General features: G+C 39.5%; 16 protein-coding genes. 1 reads left to right on the forward strand and 15 read right to left on the reverse strand.

The window, feature by feature from the left end; genetic code table 11:
- Positions 1-185: 185 nt before the first annotated feature.
- From LJD61_RS17915 to LJD61_RS17970, 12 genes are all read right to left on the reverse strand, one after another.
- A complete protein-coding gene (locus tag LJD61_RS17915; protein ID WP_255228927.1) occupies positions 186-2300 on the reverse strand; it encodes a recombinase family protein in 2115 nt (704 codons plus the stop codon).
- Positions 2301-2388: 88 nt separating this feature from the next.
- On the reverse strand, positions 2389-2859 hold the full coding sequence (rlmH, locus tag LJD61_RS17920) for a 23S rRNA (pseudouridine(1915)-N(3))-methyltransferase RlmH (protein ID WP_255228928.1): 471 nt from the start codon (positions 2857-2859) through the stop codon (positions 2389-2391).
- 49 nt (positions 2860-2908) lie between these two features.
- Positions 2909-4054 (reverse strand): S1C family serine protease, encoded by a 1146-nt coding sequence (locus tag LJD61_RS17925; RefSeq protein ID WP_255228929.1) that lies wholly within the window; start codon positions 4052-4054, stop codon positions 2909-2911.
- A gap of 244 nt (positions 4055-4298) precedes the next feature.
- Complete coding sequence (locus tag LJD61_RS17930; protein ID WP_303740823.1) at positions 4299-5093, reverse strand: MBL fold metallo-hydrolase; 795 nt, start codon at positions 5091-5093, stop codon at positions 4299-4301.
- Between the two features lie 237 nt (positions 5094-5330).
- Positions 5331-6593 (reverse strand): UDP-N-acetylglucosamine 1-carboxyvinyltransferase, encoded by a 1263-nt coding sequence (locus LJD61_RS17935; protein WP_255228930.1) that lies wholly within the window; start codon positions 6591-6593, stop codon positions 5331-5333.
- Between the two features lie 171 nt (positions 6594-6764).
- Positions 6765-7643 carry a two-component system regulatory protein YycI gene (gene yycI, locus LJD61_RS17940; RefSeq protein ID WP_255228931.1) on the reverse strand — a complete coding sequence of 293 codons (879 nt, stop codon included), beginning with the start codon at positions 7641-7643 and terminating at the stop codon, positions 6765-6767.
- 29 nt (positions 7644-7672) lie between these two features.
- A complete protein-coding gene (gene yycH, locus LJD61_RS17945) occupies positions 7673-9100 on the reverse strand; it encodes a two-component system activity regulator YycH (RefSeq protein WP_255228932.1) in 1428 nt (475 codons plus the stop codon).
- A gap of 25 nt (positions 9101-9125) precedes the next feature.
- The gene (locus tag LJD61_RS17950) at positions 9126-9647 is read right to left on the reverse strand and encodes a hypothetical protein (protein WP_255228933.1); all 522 of its coding nucleotides are present in this window, start codon (positions 9645-9647) and stop codon (positions 9126-9128) included.
- A gap of 92 nt (positions 9648-9739) precedes the next feature.
- On the reverse strand, positions 9740-11506 hold the full coding sequence (locus LJD61_RS17955; protein ID WP_255228934.1) for an ATP-binding protein: 1767 nt from the start codon (positions 11504-11506) through the stop codon (positions 9740-9742).
- A gap of 3 nt (positions 11507-11509) precedes the next feature.
- A complete protein-coding gene (locus tag LJD61_RS17960) occupies positions 11510-12205 on the reverse strand; it encodes a response regulator (protein WP_255228935.1) in 696 nt (231 codons plus the stop codon).
- Positions 12206-12579: 374 nt separating this feature from the next.
- Positions 12580-13362 carry a peptidase MA family metallohydrolase gene (locus LJD61_RS17965; RefSeq protein WP_255228936.1) on the reverse strand — a complete coding sequence of 261 codons (783 nt, stop codon included), beginning with the start codon at positions 13360-13362 and terminating at the stop codon, positions 12580-12582.
- 222 nt (positions 13363-13584) lie between these two features.
- Positions 13585-13791: an FmdB family zinc ribbon protein gene (locus tag LJD61_RS17970; RefSeq protein WP_255228937.1), complete on the reverse strand. Its 207-nt coding sequence runs from the start codon at positions 13789-13791 to the stop codon at positions 13585-13587.
- 97 nt (positions 13792-13888) lie between these two features.
- Between LJD61_RS17970 and LJD61_RS17975 the strand changes: the two genes are divergently transcribed.
- Positions 13889-14998, forward strand: coding sequence for a S8 family serine peptidase (locus tag LJD61_RS17975; RefSeq protein ID WP_255228938.1), 1110 nt, complete (start codon positions 13889-13891; stop codon positions 14996-14998).
- Positions 14999-15410: 412 nt separating this feature from the next.
- Here LJD61_RS17975 and LJD61_RS20415 read toward each other — a convergent pair whose 3' ends face one another.
- From LJD61_RS20415 to LJD61_RS17995, 3 genes are all read right to left on the reverse strand, one after another.
- Positions 15411-16916 carry a M23 family metallopeptidase gene (locus LJD61_RS20415; RefSeq protein WP_303740824.1) on the reverse strand — a complete coding sequence of 502 codons (1506 nt, stop codon included), beginning with the start codon at positions 16914-16916 and terminating at the stop codon, positions 15411-15413.
- 467 nt (positions 16917-17383) lie between these two features.
- Positions 17384-17761 carry a RidA family protein gene (locus tag LJD61_RS17990; RefSeq protein ID WP_255228939.1) on the reverse strand — a complete coding sequence of 126 codons (378 nt, stop codon included), beginning with the start codon at positions 17759-17761 and terminating at the stop codon, positions 17384-17386.
- Positions 17762-17837: 76 nt separating this feature from the next.
- The gene (locus LJD61_RS17995) at positions 17838-19121 is read right to left on the reverse strand and encodes a M24 family metallopeptidase (RefSeq protein ID WP_255228940.1); all 1284 of its coding nucleotides are present in this window, start codon (positions 19119-19121) and stop codon (positions 17838-17840) included.
- Positions 19122-19141: the final 20 nt, after the last annotated feature.

The raw sequence follows: 19141 nt of genomic DNA on the forward strand, positions 1-19141 counted from the left end.
AAATTTACTTTTTTAAGTCAAAAATGATATTTTGTTTTCTCTTAAGAAAACACATTTGCAGGTAAAATAAAAATACTATCAAAATACAAGCAATTGCCTGGTTTTTAACATTGTCTAGATTTTTGTGTTTTTCTCAAAAAAATTTTTTAAAATTTTTAGAATAAAAATAAATAGCCCTTACCTATTTAGGTAAGAGCCTTATCATTTTGCAGTACTTTTTTTAAAAAATACTTAAATTTAAATTCCTCATATGTTTTATCAAAGTCTTGAATTATTTCATCAAGTGTCATTTCTGATACTTGTCCGGTTTTCTCTAAACTTTCATTAATAAATTGTTCTATGAACTCATCGTTATATTTATCTTTAACAGCATCCAATTCTTCTATATAATTCCAAAACCTGCTACTCACATTTGCTTTTTCTATGTCTTTCATGTACTCTTCTGCATCACCGTAATATTGTTCTAAAAGATTTAATTCTTTTCCCTTTGATTTTAGGTAATTATTAAACTCTTTGAAATCTTGAACTCCAAGAATCTTACAAAGCCCTACAGTACTGGAATACTGATTACATTCAATTTCTTTTATTTCTAATCTTTTAGGTCCGTATCTTGCATTACTGATAGTGTTTATTACAATCCTTGAATAAACTTTTTCAAGTAGTTGTCTTTTTTGCAACAGTGATAATGAATTAAAGTAGTCTTCTATATTGTCAAACTGCTCTTGCTCTTTGCTTTCCTTTAACAGTGCTTCTTTGCGCCTTTCTGCTTGTTTGATATTATATTGCTGTTCTGTTATTAGTTGTTGAACTTTTGCAATATCAATTTCTGTGTCATTTATCATTTTCTGAAGTCTTTCGTATTTAAGAGTTCCAGAATCCTCTAATAGTTGGCGTTCAATCAGGTTGTCTATCTTTGATATTAACCTGGTTTTATTCTTTTCAAGTATCTTGATTTCTTCTTTAAGTTTAGCAATTTCTGCATCAAAAAGCATTTGTTCATTAGTTCCGTATTTTTCGTAAATATATTGCTGATACTCTTTAACTAACATAAATGCTTCTTTAAGCCGTTTAAAAAAATCTTCTTTTATGAGTTCAAACGCCCGTTCTTCTTGTACCGAATAATAGCCATCGCAGTAATTCTTACCTGCATTAAAACTATTGCATTTATAATATACTTTTGCTTTTCCTCTCTTACCATTTGCCAATTTGGGTGCAGGCTGTAGGGAAGATGTCATTCCTCCACCACATCCAGGGCATCTTAAAATATTTATAAACATTTTTTTATTGGCATCATCAAATTGCTGTTTTGTAATCCCCCGCATGGCTTCTGCTGTATTTTGATTCATTCGGACTTTTCTTCTGCTGCGCAAACGTTCTAATGTTTCAAGAAAAATATCTTCTGAGATTATCGCTTCATGATTTCCGACTGGCAAATCATAAAAGTTGATATCATATATACTTTTCCTTTCCCAAACCCGTACACCTTCTTCTGTTTTTTTCTTCTGCCTGCGTTTCGCCCAAAAAAGTCTTGAACAGTATACAGGATTTTCTAGAATTTTTTGAACAGTTGCAGTTGCAAATTGTTTTCCCTCCCTTGTTTTATAACCATGTAAATTTAGGTGCTGGGCTACATTTTTTATACTATACTTTTCCTTAACAAATAAAGTAAAAATCAATTCCACAATAGGTTTTTCTTCTTCATTTATAATAAGCCTCTTTTTTATATCTCTTTTCTTTGTTTTGCTGTTTTGATTTTCTTGAAAGTTATTCTCTTGTTTTACTGAGAAATACTCATATTTGTATCCATAGGGAGGTGGTCCCCCAAAATAATTCCCCGCTTCAACGGACTTGCTCATACCGTCAATTACCCTTTCCCTAAGTTGGTCAATAAATAACTCATTGAGCATGCTGTAAATACTTACCATAATTTTTGCATTTTGCCCATTTATATCTCCATTAAAAGCGCCATCACAGGTGTAAAGCCTTAAATTATTTTCCTTCAATAATTTGAAAATCTGAAGTGTATGGCTGATGCTTCTACTGATGCGGCTTAAATCATAGCAGCAAATCCCGTCATACTGCCCCTTTTCTAACTTTTCCAGCAGTTCTTTCAATTGGTCTCTCTCTAGTATAGTTGTTCCAGATATTCCAGCATCACAAAAGAAGTCAATATCTGCATCATTATATCCTTTGCTTTTCAAAAGAAAAATGCATCTCTCTTTTTGGACATCTAAGGAATAAGCATCATCTGCCGCCTGCCGTGCCGAGGAAACCCTCGTATATATTGCTATTTTACCCATAATAACATGCCTCCTTCTTGTGTTTTCCCTCTGCTCTTAGCATAACACATGAAAAACACGACTAATTTGGAGTCATGTATTCGGTAAATCACCGTTCCCCCATATTAATCCTGTACCCTCTATATATCTGCTCCAGCAGTATCACCCTCATGAGCTGATGGGGAAAGGTCATAGGCGAAAAGGACAGCTTGAAGTCCGCTCTTTTGAGCACTTCATCGCTGAGGCCCAGGGAGCCGCCGATGATAAAAGCTATATTGCTTCTCCCCTTTATACCGAGATCGTTGATAAAATCAGCTAAGGCTTCAGAGGAGAGCATCTTGCCTTCTATGGCCAAAGCTATCACATAGGTATCGCTTTTCACATGCTTCAATATTGCCTGGCCTTCTCTTTCCTTTACTGCCACTTCTTCCGCCTGGCTCATATTTTCCGGAGCCTTTTCGTCAGAGACTTCAATTATATCCAGCCTGCAATATTTTGAAAGCCGTTTGGAGTATTCCGAAACGGCTTCTTTTAAATATTTTTCTTTTAATTTTCCAACTGCTATTATATTGATATTCATCAGATCCACCTCTTTTATGAGAAGCCAAAAGAACCATCCCTGCTGATTCTTAGCGCCCCTGGAGCACGGCCTGGGTTTCATATTCTTTGCCGTTTCTTTGATATTTTATATTGACTGTATCTCCGGGTTTTTTGTTATACAAAACACTCCTGAGCTTCAGCATAGTATTTATTTCAACATTGTCTATGTGAGTGATTATGTCTCCTTCTCTAAGCCCTGCGGTCTCCGCTGCAGAGCCTTTGATAACCTCGTGTATATACAGTCCGGATTTGATTACTATATCGGTTTCATAATATCCGACGATTTCTCTGTCCAGGGTATATATGCCCAAGTATGGCGGATTGAAGACTCCATTTTCGACGAATTGCTTTATTACCGGCTTGGTAACATTTATGGGTATTGCAAATCCCAGGCCTTCCGCCGAAGCTTTTACCGTATTTATGCCTATTATCTGGCCCTTGCTGTTGATGAGAGGCCCTCCGCTGTTACCCGGGTTTATTGCTGCATCGGTCTGAATCAGGTCTTCCATTATGGTGCTTTGGTCCACCATTATGCTTCTGTTCAATCCTGAGACGATCCCTTGAGTTACAGTCCTTTCATATCTCAAGCCCAATGGGTTGCCTATGGCAATAGCGATTTCGCCTACTCCAAGGCTATCCGAATCGCCGAGCTCCGCAGCGGTCAAATCGGTGGCCTCAACCTTTACCACTGCCAGGTCCAGACCTGCATCTTGCCATAATACCTTGCCTTCCAGCTCCCTGCCGTCAATTAAAAATACGGTGAGCTTACTTCTATTGTCTCCAACCACATGTGAATTGGTGAGTATATATCCTCTAGAGTCCACAATTACGCCGGAGCCTACCCCTTCCGTATATCTGGTGCCAAAGAAATAGTCCTTGCGAACCGATATGGTGCTTATCCCAACAACAGTAGGCATAACCTTCTTTGCAACCGCCCCTGCCACAGTGATTTCTTCCTTAGGGTTGATCACTATTTGCTGCGCAATACTGCCCCCGCTGCTGTTAGGAACAGGTGTGTATTTGCTGTAAAAATATGCGGGTACTATAGTTGCTACGATCAAGCCGCCTATTATCGCTCCGATAAGGCCAACCGCAAAGTAAGCCAGACCGCTTCCTCTTCTGCTCTTTCTTCTGAAGTCTTCGGGAGGTCCATAATTGCCGGGGTAATTATCCATATATATCACCTTCTTATATAAAAAATACGCAGTATTTTTTATGCCTCTAGTCTCTAGCCACTAGCCTCTGGTATTAGGCTATTCCTTTGGGGTCATAGGTTACGGGGAACACGGCTTTACACGGAATCTTCCGCTGCAATGGCTATAAAATCCTGCTTTAATGTCATCCTGAAGGAGGATTTTTTTGCATTATATTACTAATATGATATACCTTATACAGCCGTATTATCCCTATTTGCAGCAGCTATACGGTGAATACCTTGCTTATTGAGCTTCTCGGCGCTACATCAAGGGTCACATCCTTTTGGACTGAAATGCCCTTTTCTTCCATAATACCTCTAACTGTCTCGTATGCCAACTGGGGAAAATTATTTTCCTTGCTCAAATGCCCCAGCATTATCTGCTTGATGCCCAGCCCCACAAGCTCACAGGCTGCATAGCCCGATGCCTCATTGGACAAATGCCCGAACTCCCCGAGTATCCTTCTTTTCAAAAAATACGGATAACTTCCCACCTTGAGCATTTCCACATCATGATTTGCTTCAAGCATTACAAAATGTGCACCCTTCAAAGCGTCCTTCACAGTCTGGCTGAAATAGCCTAAATCCGTAGCCAGTCCAAGCTTTTCGCCGCCAAAAGAAAAGGTAAAGCCTACAGGCTCGGCAGCATCATGAGAAATAGAAAATGGGGAAATGCATACGTCATCTATGCAAAACTCCTTTCCTGTATCAAAGATCCTTATGTTTTCCGTTTTCACAGTCCCTATGCCGCCGCCCAGTGCCTCCCAGGTCCTGGCATTGGCATAGATGGGTATGTTAAGCTTTCTGGACATAGCCCCTATGCTTTTCATATGGTCTGAGTGTTCATGGGTTACCAAAATTCCCTTTATTGAACTGGTGCAGATCCCTATATTTTTCAAGTTCTCCAAAATATTTTTGCAGCTTACTCCAGCATCTATCAGCAGGCCTGATTCATCATTGCCTACATATATGCAATTTCCGCTGCTTCCGCTGGCAATAGAACAAAATTTCGTAATCATAATGACCCCCATAGCTGTTATACTGACTGATAACGATTGCAAATGCCCCAGGGCATCCTCTCTTGCTCCTGTGGAACAATTCACCTTATGCTCCGGAGCTAAGACTCTGTAAGCTCCTTCACAATTGAATCTTATATCAGTCAGTATACATATTGCTTTAAAATCTTTTTCACGCTATATATAAAAAAGGCGATAGACCGAACCTAATGATCTATGCCAAATTTAATTAAGATTTTATCAATCTTCTTCAGAAACCCTTCTTATTTTGGCTCCAAGGCCCAGAAGTTTGTCTTCCAGTTTTTCATAGCCTCTTTCTATATGAATGAGATTGCTGATGGCTGTTTCGCCCTCTGCGCATAATCCTGCCACCACCATGGCAGCTCCTGCTCTGAGGTCTGTGGCACACACCGGCGATCCGGAAAGCTTTTTTACGCCTTCTATTACGGCAATTCTTCCCTCAACATTTATCTTGGCACCCATTTTCTTCAGCTCATCCACATGCTTAAATCTGCCGTCATATATGCTTTCATTGATTATGGCCGTACCATTTGCAATGGACAAAAGAACGCTCATGGGCTGCTGCAGATCTGTAGGAAAGCCGGGATAAGGCATTGTCTTTATGTTGGCTGCCTTTGGCCTGCCATTGGCTACTACCCTGAGAGAGTCTCCATTTTCTATTATTCCGATTCCCATTTCCTTCATCTTAGCGCTGATGGAGTCTAAATGGGTAGGTATTATATTCCTTATAAGAACATTGCCCTTTGAGGCCGCAGCAGCTATCATATAGGTTCCTGCTTCCATCTGGTCAGGTATGACGGCATGCTCACATCCGCCCAGCCGCTCCACGCCTTTTATTTTTATTTCATCTGTACCTGCACCTTTGATATTGGCTCCCAAGGCATTCAAAAAGTTTGCCGTATCAACTATATAAGGCTCCTTGGCAGCATTTTCTATGGTGGTAGTGCCTTTAGCCATACAGGCTGCCAGCATTATATTGATGGTTGCCCCGACACTTACTACATCCAGGAATATAGAAGCACCAATAAGTTCATCCGCTTCGGCTCTGATTATGCCGTGCTCAATGGTTATCTTGGCACCCAATGCTTCAAAACCTTTAATGTGTTGATCGATAGGCCTTACCCCGATGTCACATCCTCCGGGAAAAGGCACCTCCGCTTTCTTGAAACGCCCCAATAAAGCCCCGATGAAGTAATAAGAAGCTCTTAATTTTTTTGAAAGTTCGAAGTCTACTTTATATGTACTTATGCCGCTGCTATTTATTATAAGCCTGTCACGTCCGTCTCTTTTTACGTCTGCTCCCAGTTGAATAAGAATATCCATTATATTTGCTACGTCTTTTATATCGGGAAGGTTTTTAATGGTAGAGGTGGCTCCTGCCAGCAGTGCTGCAGGCAGTATTGCCACAGCGGAATTTTTGGCTCCGCTTATGTTTACTTCTCCTTGCAGTGCATGACCGCCTTCTATAATTAACTTATCCAATTGTTTTCTACTCCTTATCAATTGTAATTAAAGTTAAAACATGCATAATACCGTCTCATATATTATAGCATTATCAAAATTCTTTTATAATATAGCCAACAATAAAAGCTTTTAATTTATAATTAAAAGCTTTTTATATTATACCATACTGTTAATATTTTGCACTACTTTTTAATTTTTTTCAACTATGCCATTATAGGCATTTATGTATATTTTCCCCGTGTCTGTTATAACCTTCCATACAGGTATGGCCGTTCCTTCTTTTACGGTAGTTACATCAAACTCTTTTACATCTTCTACATCTGTATTGAAATAATATCCTAAGCTCATATCCAATACGATTATATTTTGCTCTTCATCTTTATAAAGCTCTGACAGTTTCATCAAAGCATTTACCGGAGGTATTACTTCCTTTTTAGCCTTCCCATTATTTACTGTTTCAAACCATAGCATTTTCATAGAAACCACGCCTTTATCAGTTGCCTGAATCTCCAGACAGCTTCTATCCAAAAAAGTACCCTTATATCCCTGGCTGCAGTTCATTTCCAGATAGCCGTTTTTCATTTTTTTTATCCCGCTATATCTGTCCTTTTGATTTATCCCCATCTTCTTTAGAAATGCCTCTATCTTCTTTTGGGCTTCTCCTTCATCAAAAGATCCTGTTTGCCCCTCAATCAGGGCTTTATTTGTATATATCAACTCTACGTTTCCATTGATCTCTACGTAGATATCTTTATTCTCCATCACTATTCTGTCATCGTAGTTCTTTACATCAACATCCTCTAAGCCATCAAAAAAATTTTTCATAGCATATTGCTCGTCGAAATATTTATATTTTACATCGAGAGCAGTCTTGGGTGAGCCGGGCTTAGGAATAGCATTTTTTACCGATATACCTTGCTTTTCCAGATAATCCACAATTTCCTTGGTATTCTCCTTATCCCTTGCCATTCTCAGCGCCAAGGGTCCTAAATATGATTCATAAAGCAGAAAAATATCTGCTATCAGAAATACAACGATGAGTATGGTTTTAGCTTTTGACCAATTCATAAGAATTCCCCCTAACCAAAATGAGGACATTAATATGGCTCGGAAAGTATTACCCCCGATTCTGCATTCAATATATACCTGCCTGCCACTCCGGTATCGCCTCCTGCTTCTATAACCCACACAGGTATCATAGAAGTTGTGCCTTCTAATTTGTATTCAAAATATGACAATTGTATATCCTTTATCTTAATATCATCAATATCAATATTTTTATCGTAGCTCAGCCTTTTCAAAACTATATCTATTATTTCATCAAGAGGATTTTTAATGATCTTTCCTTCACCTGTCATCTTAATATCTTTAACAACCCTCTTGTATCTTTTAACTTCTCCGTTTACTATTTCAATCTCTATAGGGTTATCCATTATTGTTTCGTCATTTATTATAGGAACTCCTTCATATCTATAATTATACCTTATAGTGCAGCTATATAATTTATTATTTTTTGCCACCTGCTCTATGGAAGAAATATAGGAATCCTTAGGAAAGCCCATATGGCTGTTTACAAAGTTTGTGGCTATATTTACAGCATCCAGTACAGTAAAGTCGTCCTTTTGATTTTTAGATTGAGTGGAATAATTCACATATTCAATAACTCCCGCTTTGCTCATCCTTATTCCTCCCCTTCTTTCCCCATCGGTGTATACAACTGTGCCTGAAGGGTCTACGATGCGTCTTAGCGTAGAAGGATCTCGGCCGAAGAACTCCGCCGCAATGCTTTCAAAGCTGTCATCGTCAGTTTCTGCAGACGAAGAAAGTTTGGCCATGGTATGTGTATCTTCTATATTGATAGGGATGAGAACATTTTCTCCATATTTCTCAGGTTCTACCTCATTTAAGAACATATAGGCATAAGTCTTGCTTCTGTTTATCATATCCACCATAACTCTGATGCTGCTCCTTAATGCTTTTGAGCGGAATTCATATATGCTGTCGGATGTCTTGTCCACTATATAAACTGCATTGCTATCATAACCTACTAAAACACTATCTATAGTTTTTATTTCCTCCCATTGCGCTTTGGCAACTCCCAGCATATTTGCATAAATTCTGTAATCATAGGCAAAGGGGTATTCTAATTCAATGGTACGTCCGGTCCTTAAATTTTTCATAAATTCCATGGAATGTTTTTCTGATTCGATGCCTTCCTTGGACTCGAAAATTATAGCCAGCATATTCTTGGTATCTTCCAAAATCCTATCATAGATCAATCCGATCTCTGTTTCATTCAGAAGCAAAGTATGCTTGCCGTTATTATTTAATATGAGCTTCTCGGGTTTTATCAGACTTGCCTTGTCATTATTAGAGCTTAGGAGCTCATTAGAATTCACTTCTTGCTTTTTAAACATAATAAAAATACCCTCAATGGATATATCTAACCATATTTGGGTAGTCAATATTACGCTTATCAGCACAAGACAAAAAAGAGTTGCAGATTTGAGTTTTTCCCGCTTCAATTTTTACCATTCCTCAAACACATTTTTAGTTTACTATCTCTAAGTCAAGATCTTTAAAAAGTATATCGTTTATCTTTTCAGTTATTTCTTCATTATTAACATACTCAACTTCCAATTCATAGGATGATCCGTCGTCGGCTTCAACAACTATTTTGTTTTTCCCGGACTTAATAGTCACGGATACTCCAAAAATTCCGGATATACCTACTTTGCAGCTTTTATTGGTCTGCAGTATCCATTCTCCGGAGCTATCATCAGCTTCATCATCTATAGGTTTATTTTTATGGATAATAGTCTTCTCATTATTTGGTTTATACCAGAATGTGCTTATATCAATTTTGGTTCCTTCCAATGCTTTTCCCTTGATGGTCAGGTCCTTGTTGCTATATTTTATAGGTTGTATTTCTTCTTCAATACCCTTGACAAAATCAAAAACAGGTATAGGATCATCTGCTCTTCTGGCGTACACGCCAGTAAAAGAAGATAATGTGAAAACAAATACCATAGCCAAGGTCAAAACAAATTTTAGATGCTTGCTGCTGCGCATTGGATTTCCCCCCAAATTTTTAACCATAATCAATTTATTTCAATATCATTATACAATATGATTGTTACAATAGTATTACAGTCAAATTAAGGTTAATTTACACTTGATACAATCGGGAGTATAACCGTGACCCAAGTACCTTCTCCATATACGCTGTCTAATTGAATCTGGCCGTTGTGAGCTTCCACTATCTGCTTTGCAATGGATAGCCCGAGGCCAGTGCCTCCAAGGCCTCTGGAACGCGCTTTGTCCACCCTGTAGAATCTCTCAAACAATCTTGACATGTCCTTCTTTGGTATGCCTATACCATTATCCCTAACCTTTATATAAATATATTCTGCCTCTTTCCACATTGATACATAAATTTTTCCCTTTTCCTGCGTGTATTTTATTGAGTTGCTGATTATATTGATCATAACTTGCTCGATTCTATCCTTATCACCTATTGTTTGCGGGATCTCATCATTGATTTCCAAAGAGATGCTTTGATGCTTCTGCTTTGCGGATATATCCATCTTATAAACACAGTCGCCGAGTATTTTTGTCAGATCTATTTCTTTCATATTCAGTTGCGTTTTATCATAGTCCAATTTGGACAGCATCAATAAATCCTTCACCAGTCTTGTCATCCTGTCGGATTCGCTATCTATCACATTTAAAAACCTCAAGGTCATATCCCTGTCTTCCAAAGCTCCGTCCAGCAGAGTTTCTGTATAGCTTTTTATGGTTGTAAGGGGTGTTCGAAGCTCATGAGAAACGTTTGCTACAAACTCTTTCCTCATCCTGTCCAGGTTTTCCTGCTCGGTTACATCCTGCAGCACTATTATTGCACCGGCAGTTTCAGCGCCTTGATTCTTAAAGGGCACAATGCTGTATCTTATTGTAGAGTCTCCGTTACTTATGAGGTTGCTTTTCTCTGCCTCATCTTGGAATAAGCTTTTCACATCAAAAGGAAGGCTCAGCATATTTGCTACATCATCAAAGTTCTTCCCTTCCACATCCATTTTAGTTAATTTAAACAATTCAAAAGCCGCAGGGTTTGCATGGATTATTGTGCCTTCCGAGCTTACGGCAACAACACCGTCAGTCATATAAGTGAGAATGGTCTCCATCTTGCTTTTTTCATTATTCATCTCATTCAGAGTGGTCTTCAATCTGACTGTAAGATAGTTAAACATTTCCGTGAGCTTCCCCACCTCATCGTCGGATCTGACGGGGATTATATGTTCAAAGTCTCCCGTTGCCAGCTTCGCAGCCTTTGAGGTTACTTCCTTGATAGGTCCTGTTATAGTTCTGGCCAATATGCTTCCCAAAAGCACGGTGAAACACAGCGCCCATATAGTAGCGCTGGTAAGTATATTCTTAATATTGGATATGGAGTCATTTATCGAAGTAAGGCCCATATTAAGGTAAACTGCGCCTATGACTTCACTGCCGTCAGAAGTGATAGGGACAGCTATGCTCTTATAATTGTTTTTTAGATCTGCAGAGTCGTTTAAGTCTTTGACCCTCTCACCCTTCAGGGCCCTGCTGATCATCCAGCCGTCTTCCATGGGCAGCTCTTCGCCGCTATGAGCCAAAGACCTGCCATTCTTATTAAAAACATAAACAGATTGAATTTGGCCGCCCCGCCCATTGAACCAATTGTCTACAGTGTCCTGCACATCATAGGCTCCGATGGCCATCATATCTTTCAATGAAAATGAAAGGTCATCGGCTTTTGACTCTATATTGCTTACCACATTGCTGATCTGGTCTTTCTCAACAGCCTGCACTATATAAAGGCCGATTATGGACATGGCAAGCCATACCAGCAGGACATAAATTATTACAAGCTTCCATTGGATGCTTTTTAACATATGTTAAATCCTCCTGAAATAATAACCTACACCTCTCTTGGTCTGAACATATTTGGCATTGCTGGGATCATCCTCAACTTTTTCCCTGAGCCGCCTCACAGTAACATCTACGGTTCGGACATCGCCATAATACTCATATCCCCAAACCTCTTCCAGCAGGGTCTCCCTGGAAAACACCTGCTCCGCATTGAGGGCTAAATATTTTAACAATTCAAACTCTCTAAGAGTGAGCTCAATTATCCTGTCTTCTTTTCTCACTTCGTATTTATTCAGATCGATGACCAGATTGTTTGATTTTATTATCTGGCCCCCGGCTTCTGCGCCATTATTTAAGAAGTTTACTCTTCTTATATTGGCCTTTACCCTTGCCAACAGCTCTCTGAAGCTGAAGGGCTTGGTCATATAGTCATCTGCGCCGAGCTCAAGACCCAGTACCTTGTCCACTTCTTCTTCTTTTGCAGTCAGCATTATTATTGGAGTATTTATGTTCTCCCTGAGCTTCTTACATACAGTAAAGCCGTCCATAACCGGAAGCATTATATCAAGAATTATAAGATCAGGCTTGTGCTCATATGTACTGTCAATAGCTTGCTGTCCGTCCTCTGCAATGAAAACCTTATAGCCTTCTTTCTCCAGATTGTATTTTATTATATCTGCTATTGGCCTTTCATCGTCAACAACTAATATCTTGCTATTCATACATCGATACCCCTTTTTAATTTATATATTATTTCGGCATCACTGCCGCTAAGTTTACCTTAATCCTTTTTATTTCTATTGTACTATTTAATCCATATATGTGCAAAGCATTAAATTTTTTGTCGTATTAGGTCTATTTTCCTAGAAAAATAATCCAGTTTTCGCATGTTATTAGGGAAAAAAATGTCATATAATGAATTCAGATACTAAAAATACAATTGATACAAAACCAATTTGTGTCCCCCCGGATGCTGGAAAACAGGCAGGGGCCTGTTTTCTTTTTTGGGCTTTTTCTGATATTAACAATATTCTTAATCCTCGGATTTTAGAATAGGTTATTGGGGCTGACCAACCTTTATATGAGTTAGCGACGATCAGCTGTCGGATAAGGAAGCAAAAGTTTTATAAAAGTCATGCCCTGCTTTCAATTCCTTTAATAAATTCAATACCTCACGATTTCCCTTTCTCTCATAAATATCCTTTATTATCAGGAAAGATTTTCTGTAGGCTTTGTCGCTGTCCAACGCCATAAAATTGCCGCGCAGATCTTCCAATGAGTATTCATCCTTAGAATCCATAAACTGTCCCCATTCGGTGCCGTAAACATTGTATTCCTGATACAAGGCCAGTCCTTCGGTAAACCATGTTTCCAGGTTTCCTCCCGTCAGCTCGTCCACAACCAAATGAGTATACTCATGAAGAACCGGGCCGTTTGTTTCATATTGCTCCAAAGTCAAGTCAAAAACCTCGGGCACCACTAAATGAATCACGCCCATATTGTAAAGACCCATAACAGCTTCTCCGTCCAGAGCCTTATTATAATTCCAAAATTCCTCCATGCTTCCATAGACGAATACAGGAATGCTTTTAGTTGGATAATAATCAAATTCTTTTCCTACCAAATCATAGCTTTTTTCCAGCAAGCTTCCCAGTTCTTCCACCGTTTTTTCATCAGCACCCCTGCTTTTCAATATAAAGTGAGGCTTATTCATTTCTTCTATGCTGGATGAAAGCTCCGTACTCTTATAATATTCGAAAACCTTCAAAGCTTTATAGCCTGTTGACTTTGCAAGAATGTATGTCCTGCTGTCCATTAAAAAAAATAGCGCCAGCAATATTGTCAGCACTATATATGTTTTAAACAATCTTTTTTTCATATCTGCATCACCACAGATATATTATACAACAAATTTTATGTCAACTTAACTGGTATTTTTTAGAGCCTTTTTAGTGTCTGCGAGTACTTAAGATTTTGAGCAGATTTTTCGTCAGACAAGGCAAATTTTCGAAGGAATACTGGTGGTATTCCAAGAAAATTTAACGCAGTATGACGAAAAATCTGCCAAAAGATCAAGTGCAAGTAGATGCTAAAAAGGCTCTCAGTGGCATCCGCCGCAAGTTCCGCAGCTTCCGCCGCAGCCGCTGCCGCCCTTTGAAGAACCACCGGTTTGGCATTTTCCTTCAAATACCTGTCTTACATTTTTGCTTTGGCATTTGGGGCAAACCACTTTATCTCTATTATATGAGTTCACTATCTCAAAAAATTTCTCACCGCAATCATCGCATTTGAAATCCAATGCTGCCATGATAATCCTCTCCTTTTGATAAGCTCGATATTATTCACCTATTAATATTTGCAGGCATATTATATTATATCATTTATTTTTTCAATGGGGGATTTCTATGAAAAAATTTTTTACGTTTCCCGGAAGGATTGATCCTGAAATAAAATATGCAATATCTATCAAGGGTGTGAAAAATATACCTTTGATTCTTCAATTGAAGCATTACATAGACAATCCTACCAAAAGAAGATTAAGCCGGATGGGCTTTAAAATTAAATATGAAGTCAATTTTCTGAAATGTATTTGCGGAAGCTTGCCTGTCAGAAATTTCGACAGCCTTAAAGCTCTCGTCGAAATAAAAAAAATTTATTATGACGATAAAGCCGAGATCATGGGAAGGATCATTCCCCAGTTAGAGAGCGTAAATAGCGGCATCGCCGTGCAATCCCGACTTTTAAACGGCCGGGGCGTATCCATGGCCTTTATAGATACAGGTGTAAAGCCCTTGCCGGCTTTCACAAAACCAAGGCGGAGGATACTTGCTTTTAAGGATTTTATAGCGGACAGAAAGGACCCTTTTGATGACAGCGGCCATGGGACTGCAGCCATAGCAGCCGCATCCGTGCCGGCTGCTATGGCGGGCATAATATGTGCCAGGGCCTTCGACATCAGCGGCCATGGATTCTACTCGGATATCATCGCTTCTATGGATTGGATTCTAGAATTAAAGGAAAAGCATAATATAAGAATTGCGGTATTGAATTTTGGTGCAAAGGTAAAGGATGATGCTTTTGATATTCTGACTGCCGCTGCAGAAGCGCTGTGGAAAAGCGGGCTGCTTGTAGTTGCCTGTGCAGGAAACTTCGGTCCGGAGGCAGCTACCATAACAAGCCCCGGACATAATCCGAAGCTATTGACCATAGGTGCAATGGATACAGGGAGTGAGAAGCCTTCTGTTTCCTCTTGGAGCAGCCGGGGCCCCGCATCAGGGGATATTGACAAGCCGGACCTGGTGATGCCGGGCTGCATTCCTTCAGAAAGCCTGATCGGCACATCTGCTTCTGCAAGCTTGACCGCAGGTATTGCAGCTATGCTGTATGAAAAAAATCCGCAGCTTTCTCCCGATGATGTAAAAAGCCTGCTGAAGGTTTGCTGTGCATCCTTCGGAGCTCTTAAGCAATCACAGGGGAAAGGCTATATAAAGCTTGAAAAAATAGAGGAACTTTAAGTTTGGAGAGCTTGGGTATTCCTTTTAGGTCATAGGTTACGGGAAACACAGAAAGACACTGAAGTATTTTCTAATGCCATATCACACAGGAATGAGAGTTACGAACCTAAGATTAAGTATGCTTATATAAAAATTGCCAATGGCCCTTATGAGCTGAACCTTAGAAAAGCCGTAGGCGAGGCACGGATGCCGAGCAAGCTTTCCAGGTCACAGATGACCTTTGGGAAGCGTAGGATTTTCTTAGGTTCAGTGAATTAGTGTCATTGGCAATTTTTATATACTATACGTGACTATACATGGATGTTATTGCTTGTATAGCTAAATAAATGGTATGTATATTTGTGCTCAAATATACATACCATTCTACTTATAGCTGCTGTATCAGCAAGCTCAGGCTTCACAACAAGTCTTTTTATAAATATTTCGTCGGATTGACCGGACTGCCGTTTTTCCTTATTTCAAAATGCAGGTGAGGTCCGGTGCTCCTGCCTGTATTTCCCACTGCACCGATCGTTTGTCCCTTATATACCTTGTCGCCTACCTTGACGCTTATCTTGCTCAGGTGGCCGTAATATGTGACAAAGCCTCCGCCGTGATCAATCTTTATCAGCTTTCCATAACCTCCGCTTGTGCCTGTAAAGATGACCTCGCCTCCATCGGCAGCCTTTACTGCAGTGCCTACGGGAGCTCCAATATCTATTCCTTCATGGAGTCTTCCCCATCTGCTGCCGTATCGCGAGGTTATGCTTCCCCTGGTAGGGGTAGAAAAAGTTCCGGTGCCCTTTTTAGGAGGAGGATCCTTGGTACCCTTTACCAAGATCTGATCCTTAGGCTGCTTTATTATCTTCTCCGACAAGACAACTCTTCCGGTTTCAATGCCGTTTGCCTTGGTCACTTCGGCTTTGATTTCTTTTTCGCCGTATTCTCCCTTTACTCTTACCTGAGTCTGGTCCTTATACATGCTGCTGCTGAGCTCCAGCTTTTGCTCATATGGTATCTTGTCGATATATGTAACATCTTCAACAGTTTTTACTCTGATCAAAGACTTGGGGACCACCAGGTTTATTTCCTGGCCTATTTTAATCTTTTCAGGGTTTGCACCGGGGTTAGCCTTCTGCAGATCCTCTATGCTTATGTCATATTTCCTTGATATGCTCCAAAAGCTCTCTCCTGACTCAACCTTATGTACTCGTATTTCGCTGGTGCCCTTTATGATGAAATTCATTGCATCTTCTCTGGTCATAGAGCTTAAAACATCAGCGAACTCTTCCTTGATCTCAACCTTCTCAAAAAAGCTTGTTTCCTTCACTCCGCTGCGATCCAGGCCTTTGAGAAAATATTCTTCTACATCCGATAAAACTTTGTCTGCCTCATCCTTTGTCTTCAAGGTGACTACAGGCTTATCATCCGCATATATTACAGCAGCTTTTACTGAATAGCTCATATGCTTCTTTAATTCGCCCTCTAATGTGCTGCCTGCTAAAAGTTCCTTTTTAGAAGCCCTTATTTTTTCATAGGAAATCTGGTCCTTAAAGGCGACTGCCGCATCATTTTCTTTTTCAAATTCTTGCTTTAACGCTTCAATAGCAGCTTCTGCTGTTTTCTTATCCTTTACCTTTGCTACTTGTTTTCCATTAATCATTATCCCAAAGGCTGTATTGGCAAAGATTAAATATGTAATGGTTATCAATATGACAACTAAAGCCCCTCCTGTTGCCATAAATCTTTTGGTGTTGACCACTTTCATAGTAAATTTTTTATTGCCTGTGGCCGGCTTTATATTAAACTTAGACAAAGTCTTTTTTATGTCTAGCTTTGACATGCTTCCTTTGAATTTTGCAAACCATTCAGAAGCTTGCTGTTTCAGGTTTTTAACCTTCTGCTTCAACTTAGTAAAATTATCTCCGTCTCCCCCCATCAATGCATCTCCTTTCTAACATCGCTCTTTATATTTTATACCATACAAGCTTGTTATTCAACCAAATATTAACGTAAAATTTTCCCTGCTTGTCTATATCATATTCTTTATTGCTTGAAACTATACCTTTTGGCACTATTTTACATAGTCAGGAAATGCAGCATCATATTATCTGTGTTATGGAAATCTCCGAATTGAAGGGTTTTGGAGGATATGAATAAAATTTTACATATCAGTATTGCATGTCTGAATCCGCTAAATTAATCTGTTGTGCCAGATGATAACAAGTATAAAGCTTCAAGGCTAAGACTTTGTAAGCTTGTATAGGGCTGCGTCAAAACTTTTCCTATACTTCGCTAACAAACTCTAAGCCTCTTCACAAAATACTTTTTTATCATCTGGCACAACGAGTTAAGTTATAGCAGCTTCAGACATGCTGCTATATCATAGAGATGAAATGCTATAAATTATTTGATTCTTGCTATCGCCTCAATCTCAATTTGGGCGCCCTTGGGAATAGCAGCTACCTGTACGCATGAACGCGCAGGGGCAGACTCACCGAAAAATTCTGCATAAGCCTCATTAACTGCAGCAAAATTAGATAGATCTGCCACAAAAATTGTTGTCTTGATGACCTTGCTAAGTCCTGTTCCTGCTTCTTTGAGGATTGCTTCGATATTTCTTATGCACTGACGCGTCAATTCTTTGATATCACCTTCTGCAAAATTTCCTGTTGCAGGATCAATGGGAAGCTGTCCTGATACAAAAACCAAATTGTCAGTAACAATCCCCTGAGAATATGGGCCTATAGCCGCCGGTGCATTATTTGTTTTTATACTTGCCATAATATATATACATCCTTTACTTTTTATTTTAAAGCATTATGCTTTAATGTGCTCTTAATCCAATGAACATATGATGCTATATAAGCATCAGCTTTTCCTGTCGGCCATCAAGGAAATCAACGGTGCCATCCTTGCAGATATCTTCTTCAAGGTACATAAATACAAGCTGGTCATCCCAAAGCTTGATATTGTCGGAAACATTAAGCTCCAACGCATAGCAGGTCTTATCTTCGATGGGCCTTTCTCCTGCGCCGGGAATAAATTCTTGTTTACCATACTGGCCTATTCTGGGGCCTGAGCCATGGCCGAATGTACCCACAGGATGGGTATATATCATAGGCTTAATGCCCTCAGCTTCAGCAGTATTGATAGAATTAAAGAATGCATCATTCCCCGTTGCACAGACTCTTATGTTTTCTCTCACTATATCCTGGAGCCTGTTTCCTTTAGCAAGAAGGTCCTCGAATTCCTTGGGAGCCTCTGTTTCTCCATCCTTGAGTATATAGGCCACCCATTGCATATCTGTATGCAGCTGCACATAAATACCGTTTATGCCTACATCACAGTGAATAAGATCCCCAGGGAGGATAACTTCGTTGAACATTCGCGAAACATTGCTGCCTTTGCGCTGAAGGTCAATATCTGGTCCAAACCAATAGAGAAATCCAAGACGATTAATAACATCACGCATGAACCACTCAATGTCAGTTGTTGTGGTTTCGCCTACTTTAATGAACTGTTTAGAGAAAGAGTAGTTAACGATATCATGTGTTATGTTGACAAGTGTCTTCATCGTTTCTTTTTCCATAGGTGAAATTCTCTGGAGCCAACGTACTGTAAGAGGTTCACCATCGCAAAGCTTTGCAGCGTTTTCTCCAAGAGCATCTTTCAATTGCTCATACATTGTGGAGGAGAGACCATCACAAAAGCCATCTATTAAGCTCCTGTTAAGGGCTATTTTTGAAGGACTGCACTCTTTGACAATTCTGCCGATGGCTTCCCAAACACTTTCATTTGTCCCCTGTACTCTTTCGTAAATGCTTTCCATCTCGGGAGAATATGAGCCTATTACCATTTTGCGGATAACACCGTTTTCTTTATTTCGATGGAAGGCCAGTATTCCAATCCTTCTTGAATCATACATATCCCACGGATATAGTGTTTTAAGTATGGGATCTTTGCAATTTTCTCTTGCTGCTATTATCCAGAAGTCCATTCCGGATTTCTCCATTGCCCATGGGAGTACGAGCTCAAGTCTCTCTTTTAGGATTCTTGTGCTCAATTCAGCCTGCTTTTTTATGGGCAGAAGATCAGCAGCCTCCATTTTTGCTTCAATTGTTTTCATTAAGGCTTCGTGCATTTTCAAATACACTCCTTTTA

Source organism: Lutispora saccharofermentans, assembly GCF_024363565.1.
Lineage (GTDB): Bacteria > Bacillota > Clostridia > Lutisporales > Lutisporaceae > Lutispora > Lutispora saccharofermentans.

Excerpts from the sequence above, each read along its gene's own strand:
- LJD61_RS17915 (WP_255228927.1), bottom strand. The coding sequence starts at position 2,300 with ATGGGTAAAATAGCAATATATACGAGGGTTTCCTCGGCACGGCAGGCG.
- rlmH (WP_255228928.1), bottom strand. The coding sequence starts at position 2,859 with ATGAATATCAATATAATAGCAGTTGGAAAATTAAAAGAAAAATATTTA.
- LJD61_RS17925 (WP_255228929.1), bottom strand. The coding sequence starts at position 4,054 with ATGGATAATTACCCCGGCAATTATGGACCTCCCGAAGACTTCAGAAGA.
- LJD61_RS17930 (WP_303740823.1), bottom strand. The coding sequence starts at position 5,093 with ATGATTACGAAATTTTGTTCTATTGCCAGCGGAAGCAGCGGAAATTGC.
- yycI (WP_255228931.1), bottom strand. The coding sequence starts at position 7,643 with ATGAATTGGTCAAAAGCTAAAACCATACTCATCGTTGTATTTCTGATA.
- LJD61_RS17950 (WP_255228933.1), bottom strand. The coding sequence starts at position 9,647 with ATGCGCAGCAGCAAGCATCTAAAATTTGTTTTGACCTTGGCTATGGTA.
- LJD61_RS17955 (WP_255228934.1), bottom strand. The coding sequence starts at position 11,506 with ATGTTAAAAAGCATCCAATGGAAGCTTGTAATAATTTATGTCCTGCTG.
- LJD61_RS17960 (WP_255228935.1), bottom strand. The coding sequence starts at position 12,205 with ATGAATAGCAAGATATTAGTTGTTGACGATGAAAGGCCAATAGCAGAT.
- LJD61_RS17965 (WP_255228936.1), bottom strand. The coding sequence starts at position 13,362 with ATGAAAAAAAGATTGTTTAAAACATATATAGTGCTGACAATATTGCTG.
- LJD61_RS17970 (WP_255228937.1), bottom strand. The coding sequence starts at position 13,791 with ATGGCAGCATTGGATTTCAAATGCGATGATTGCGGTGAGAAATTTTTT.
- LJD61_RS17975 (WP_255228938.1), top strand. The coding sequence starts at position 13,889 with ATGAAAAAATTTTTTACGTTTCCCGGAAGGATTGATCCTGAAATAAAA.
- LJD61_RS20415 (WP_303740824.1), bottom strand. The coding sequence starts at position 16,916 with ATGGGGGGAGACGGAGATAATTTTACTAAGTTGAAGCAGAAGGTTAAA.
- LJD61_RS17990 (WP_255228939.1), bottom strand. The coding sequence starts at position 17,761 with ATGGCAAGTATAAAAACAAATAATGCACCGGCGGCTATAGGCCCATAT.
- LJD61_RS17995 (WP_255228940.1), bottom strand. The coding sequence starts at position 19,121 with ATGCACGAAGCCTTAATGAAAACAATTGAAGCAAAAATGGAGGCTGCT.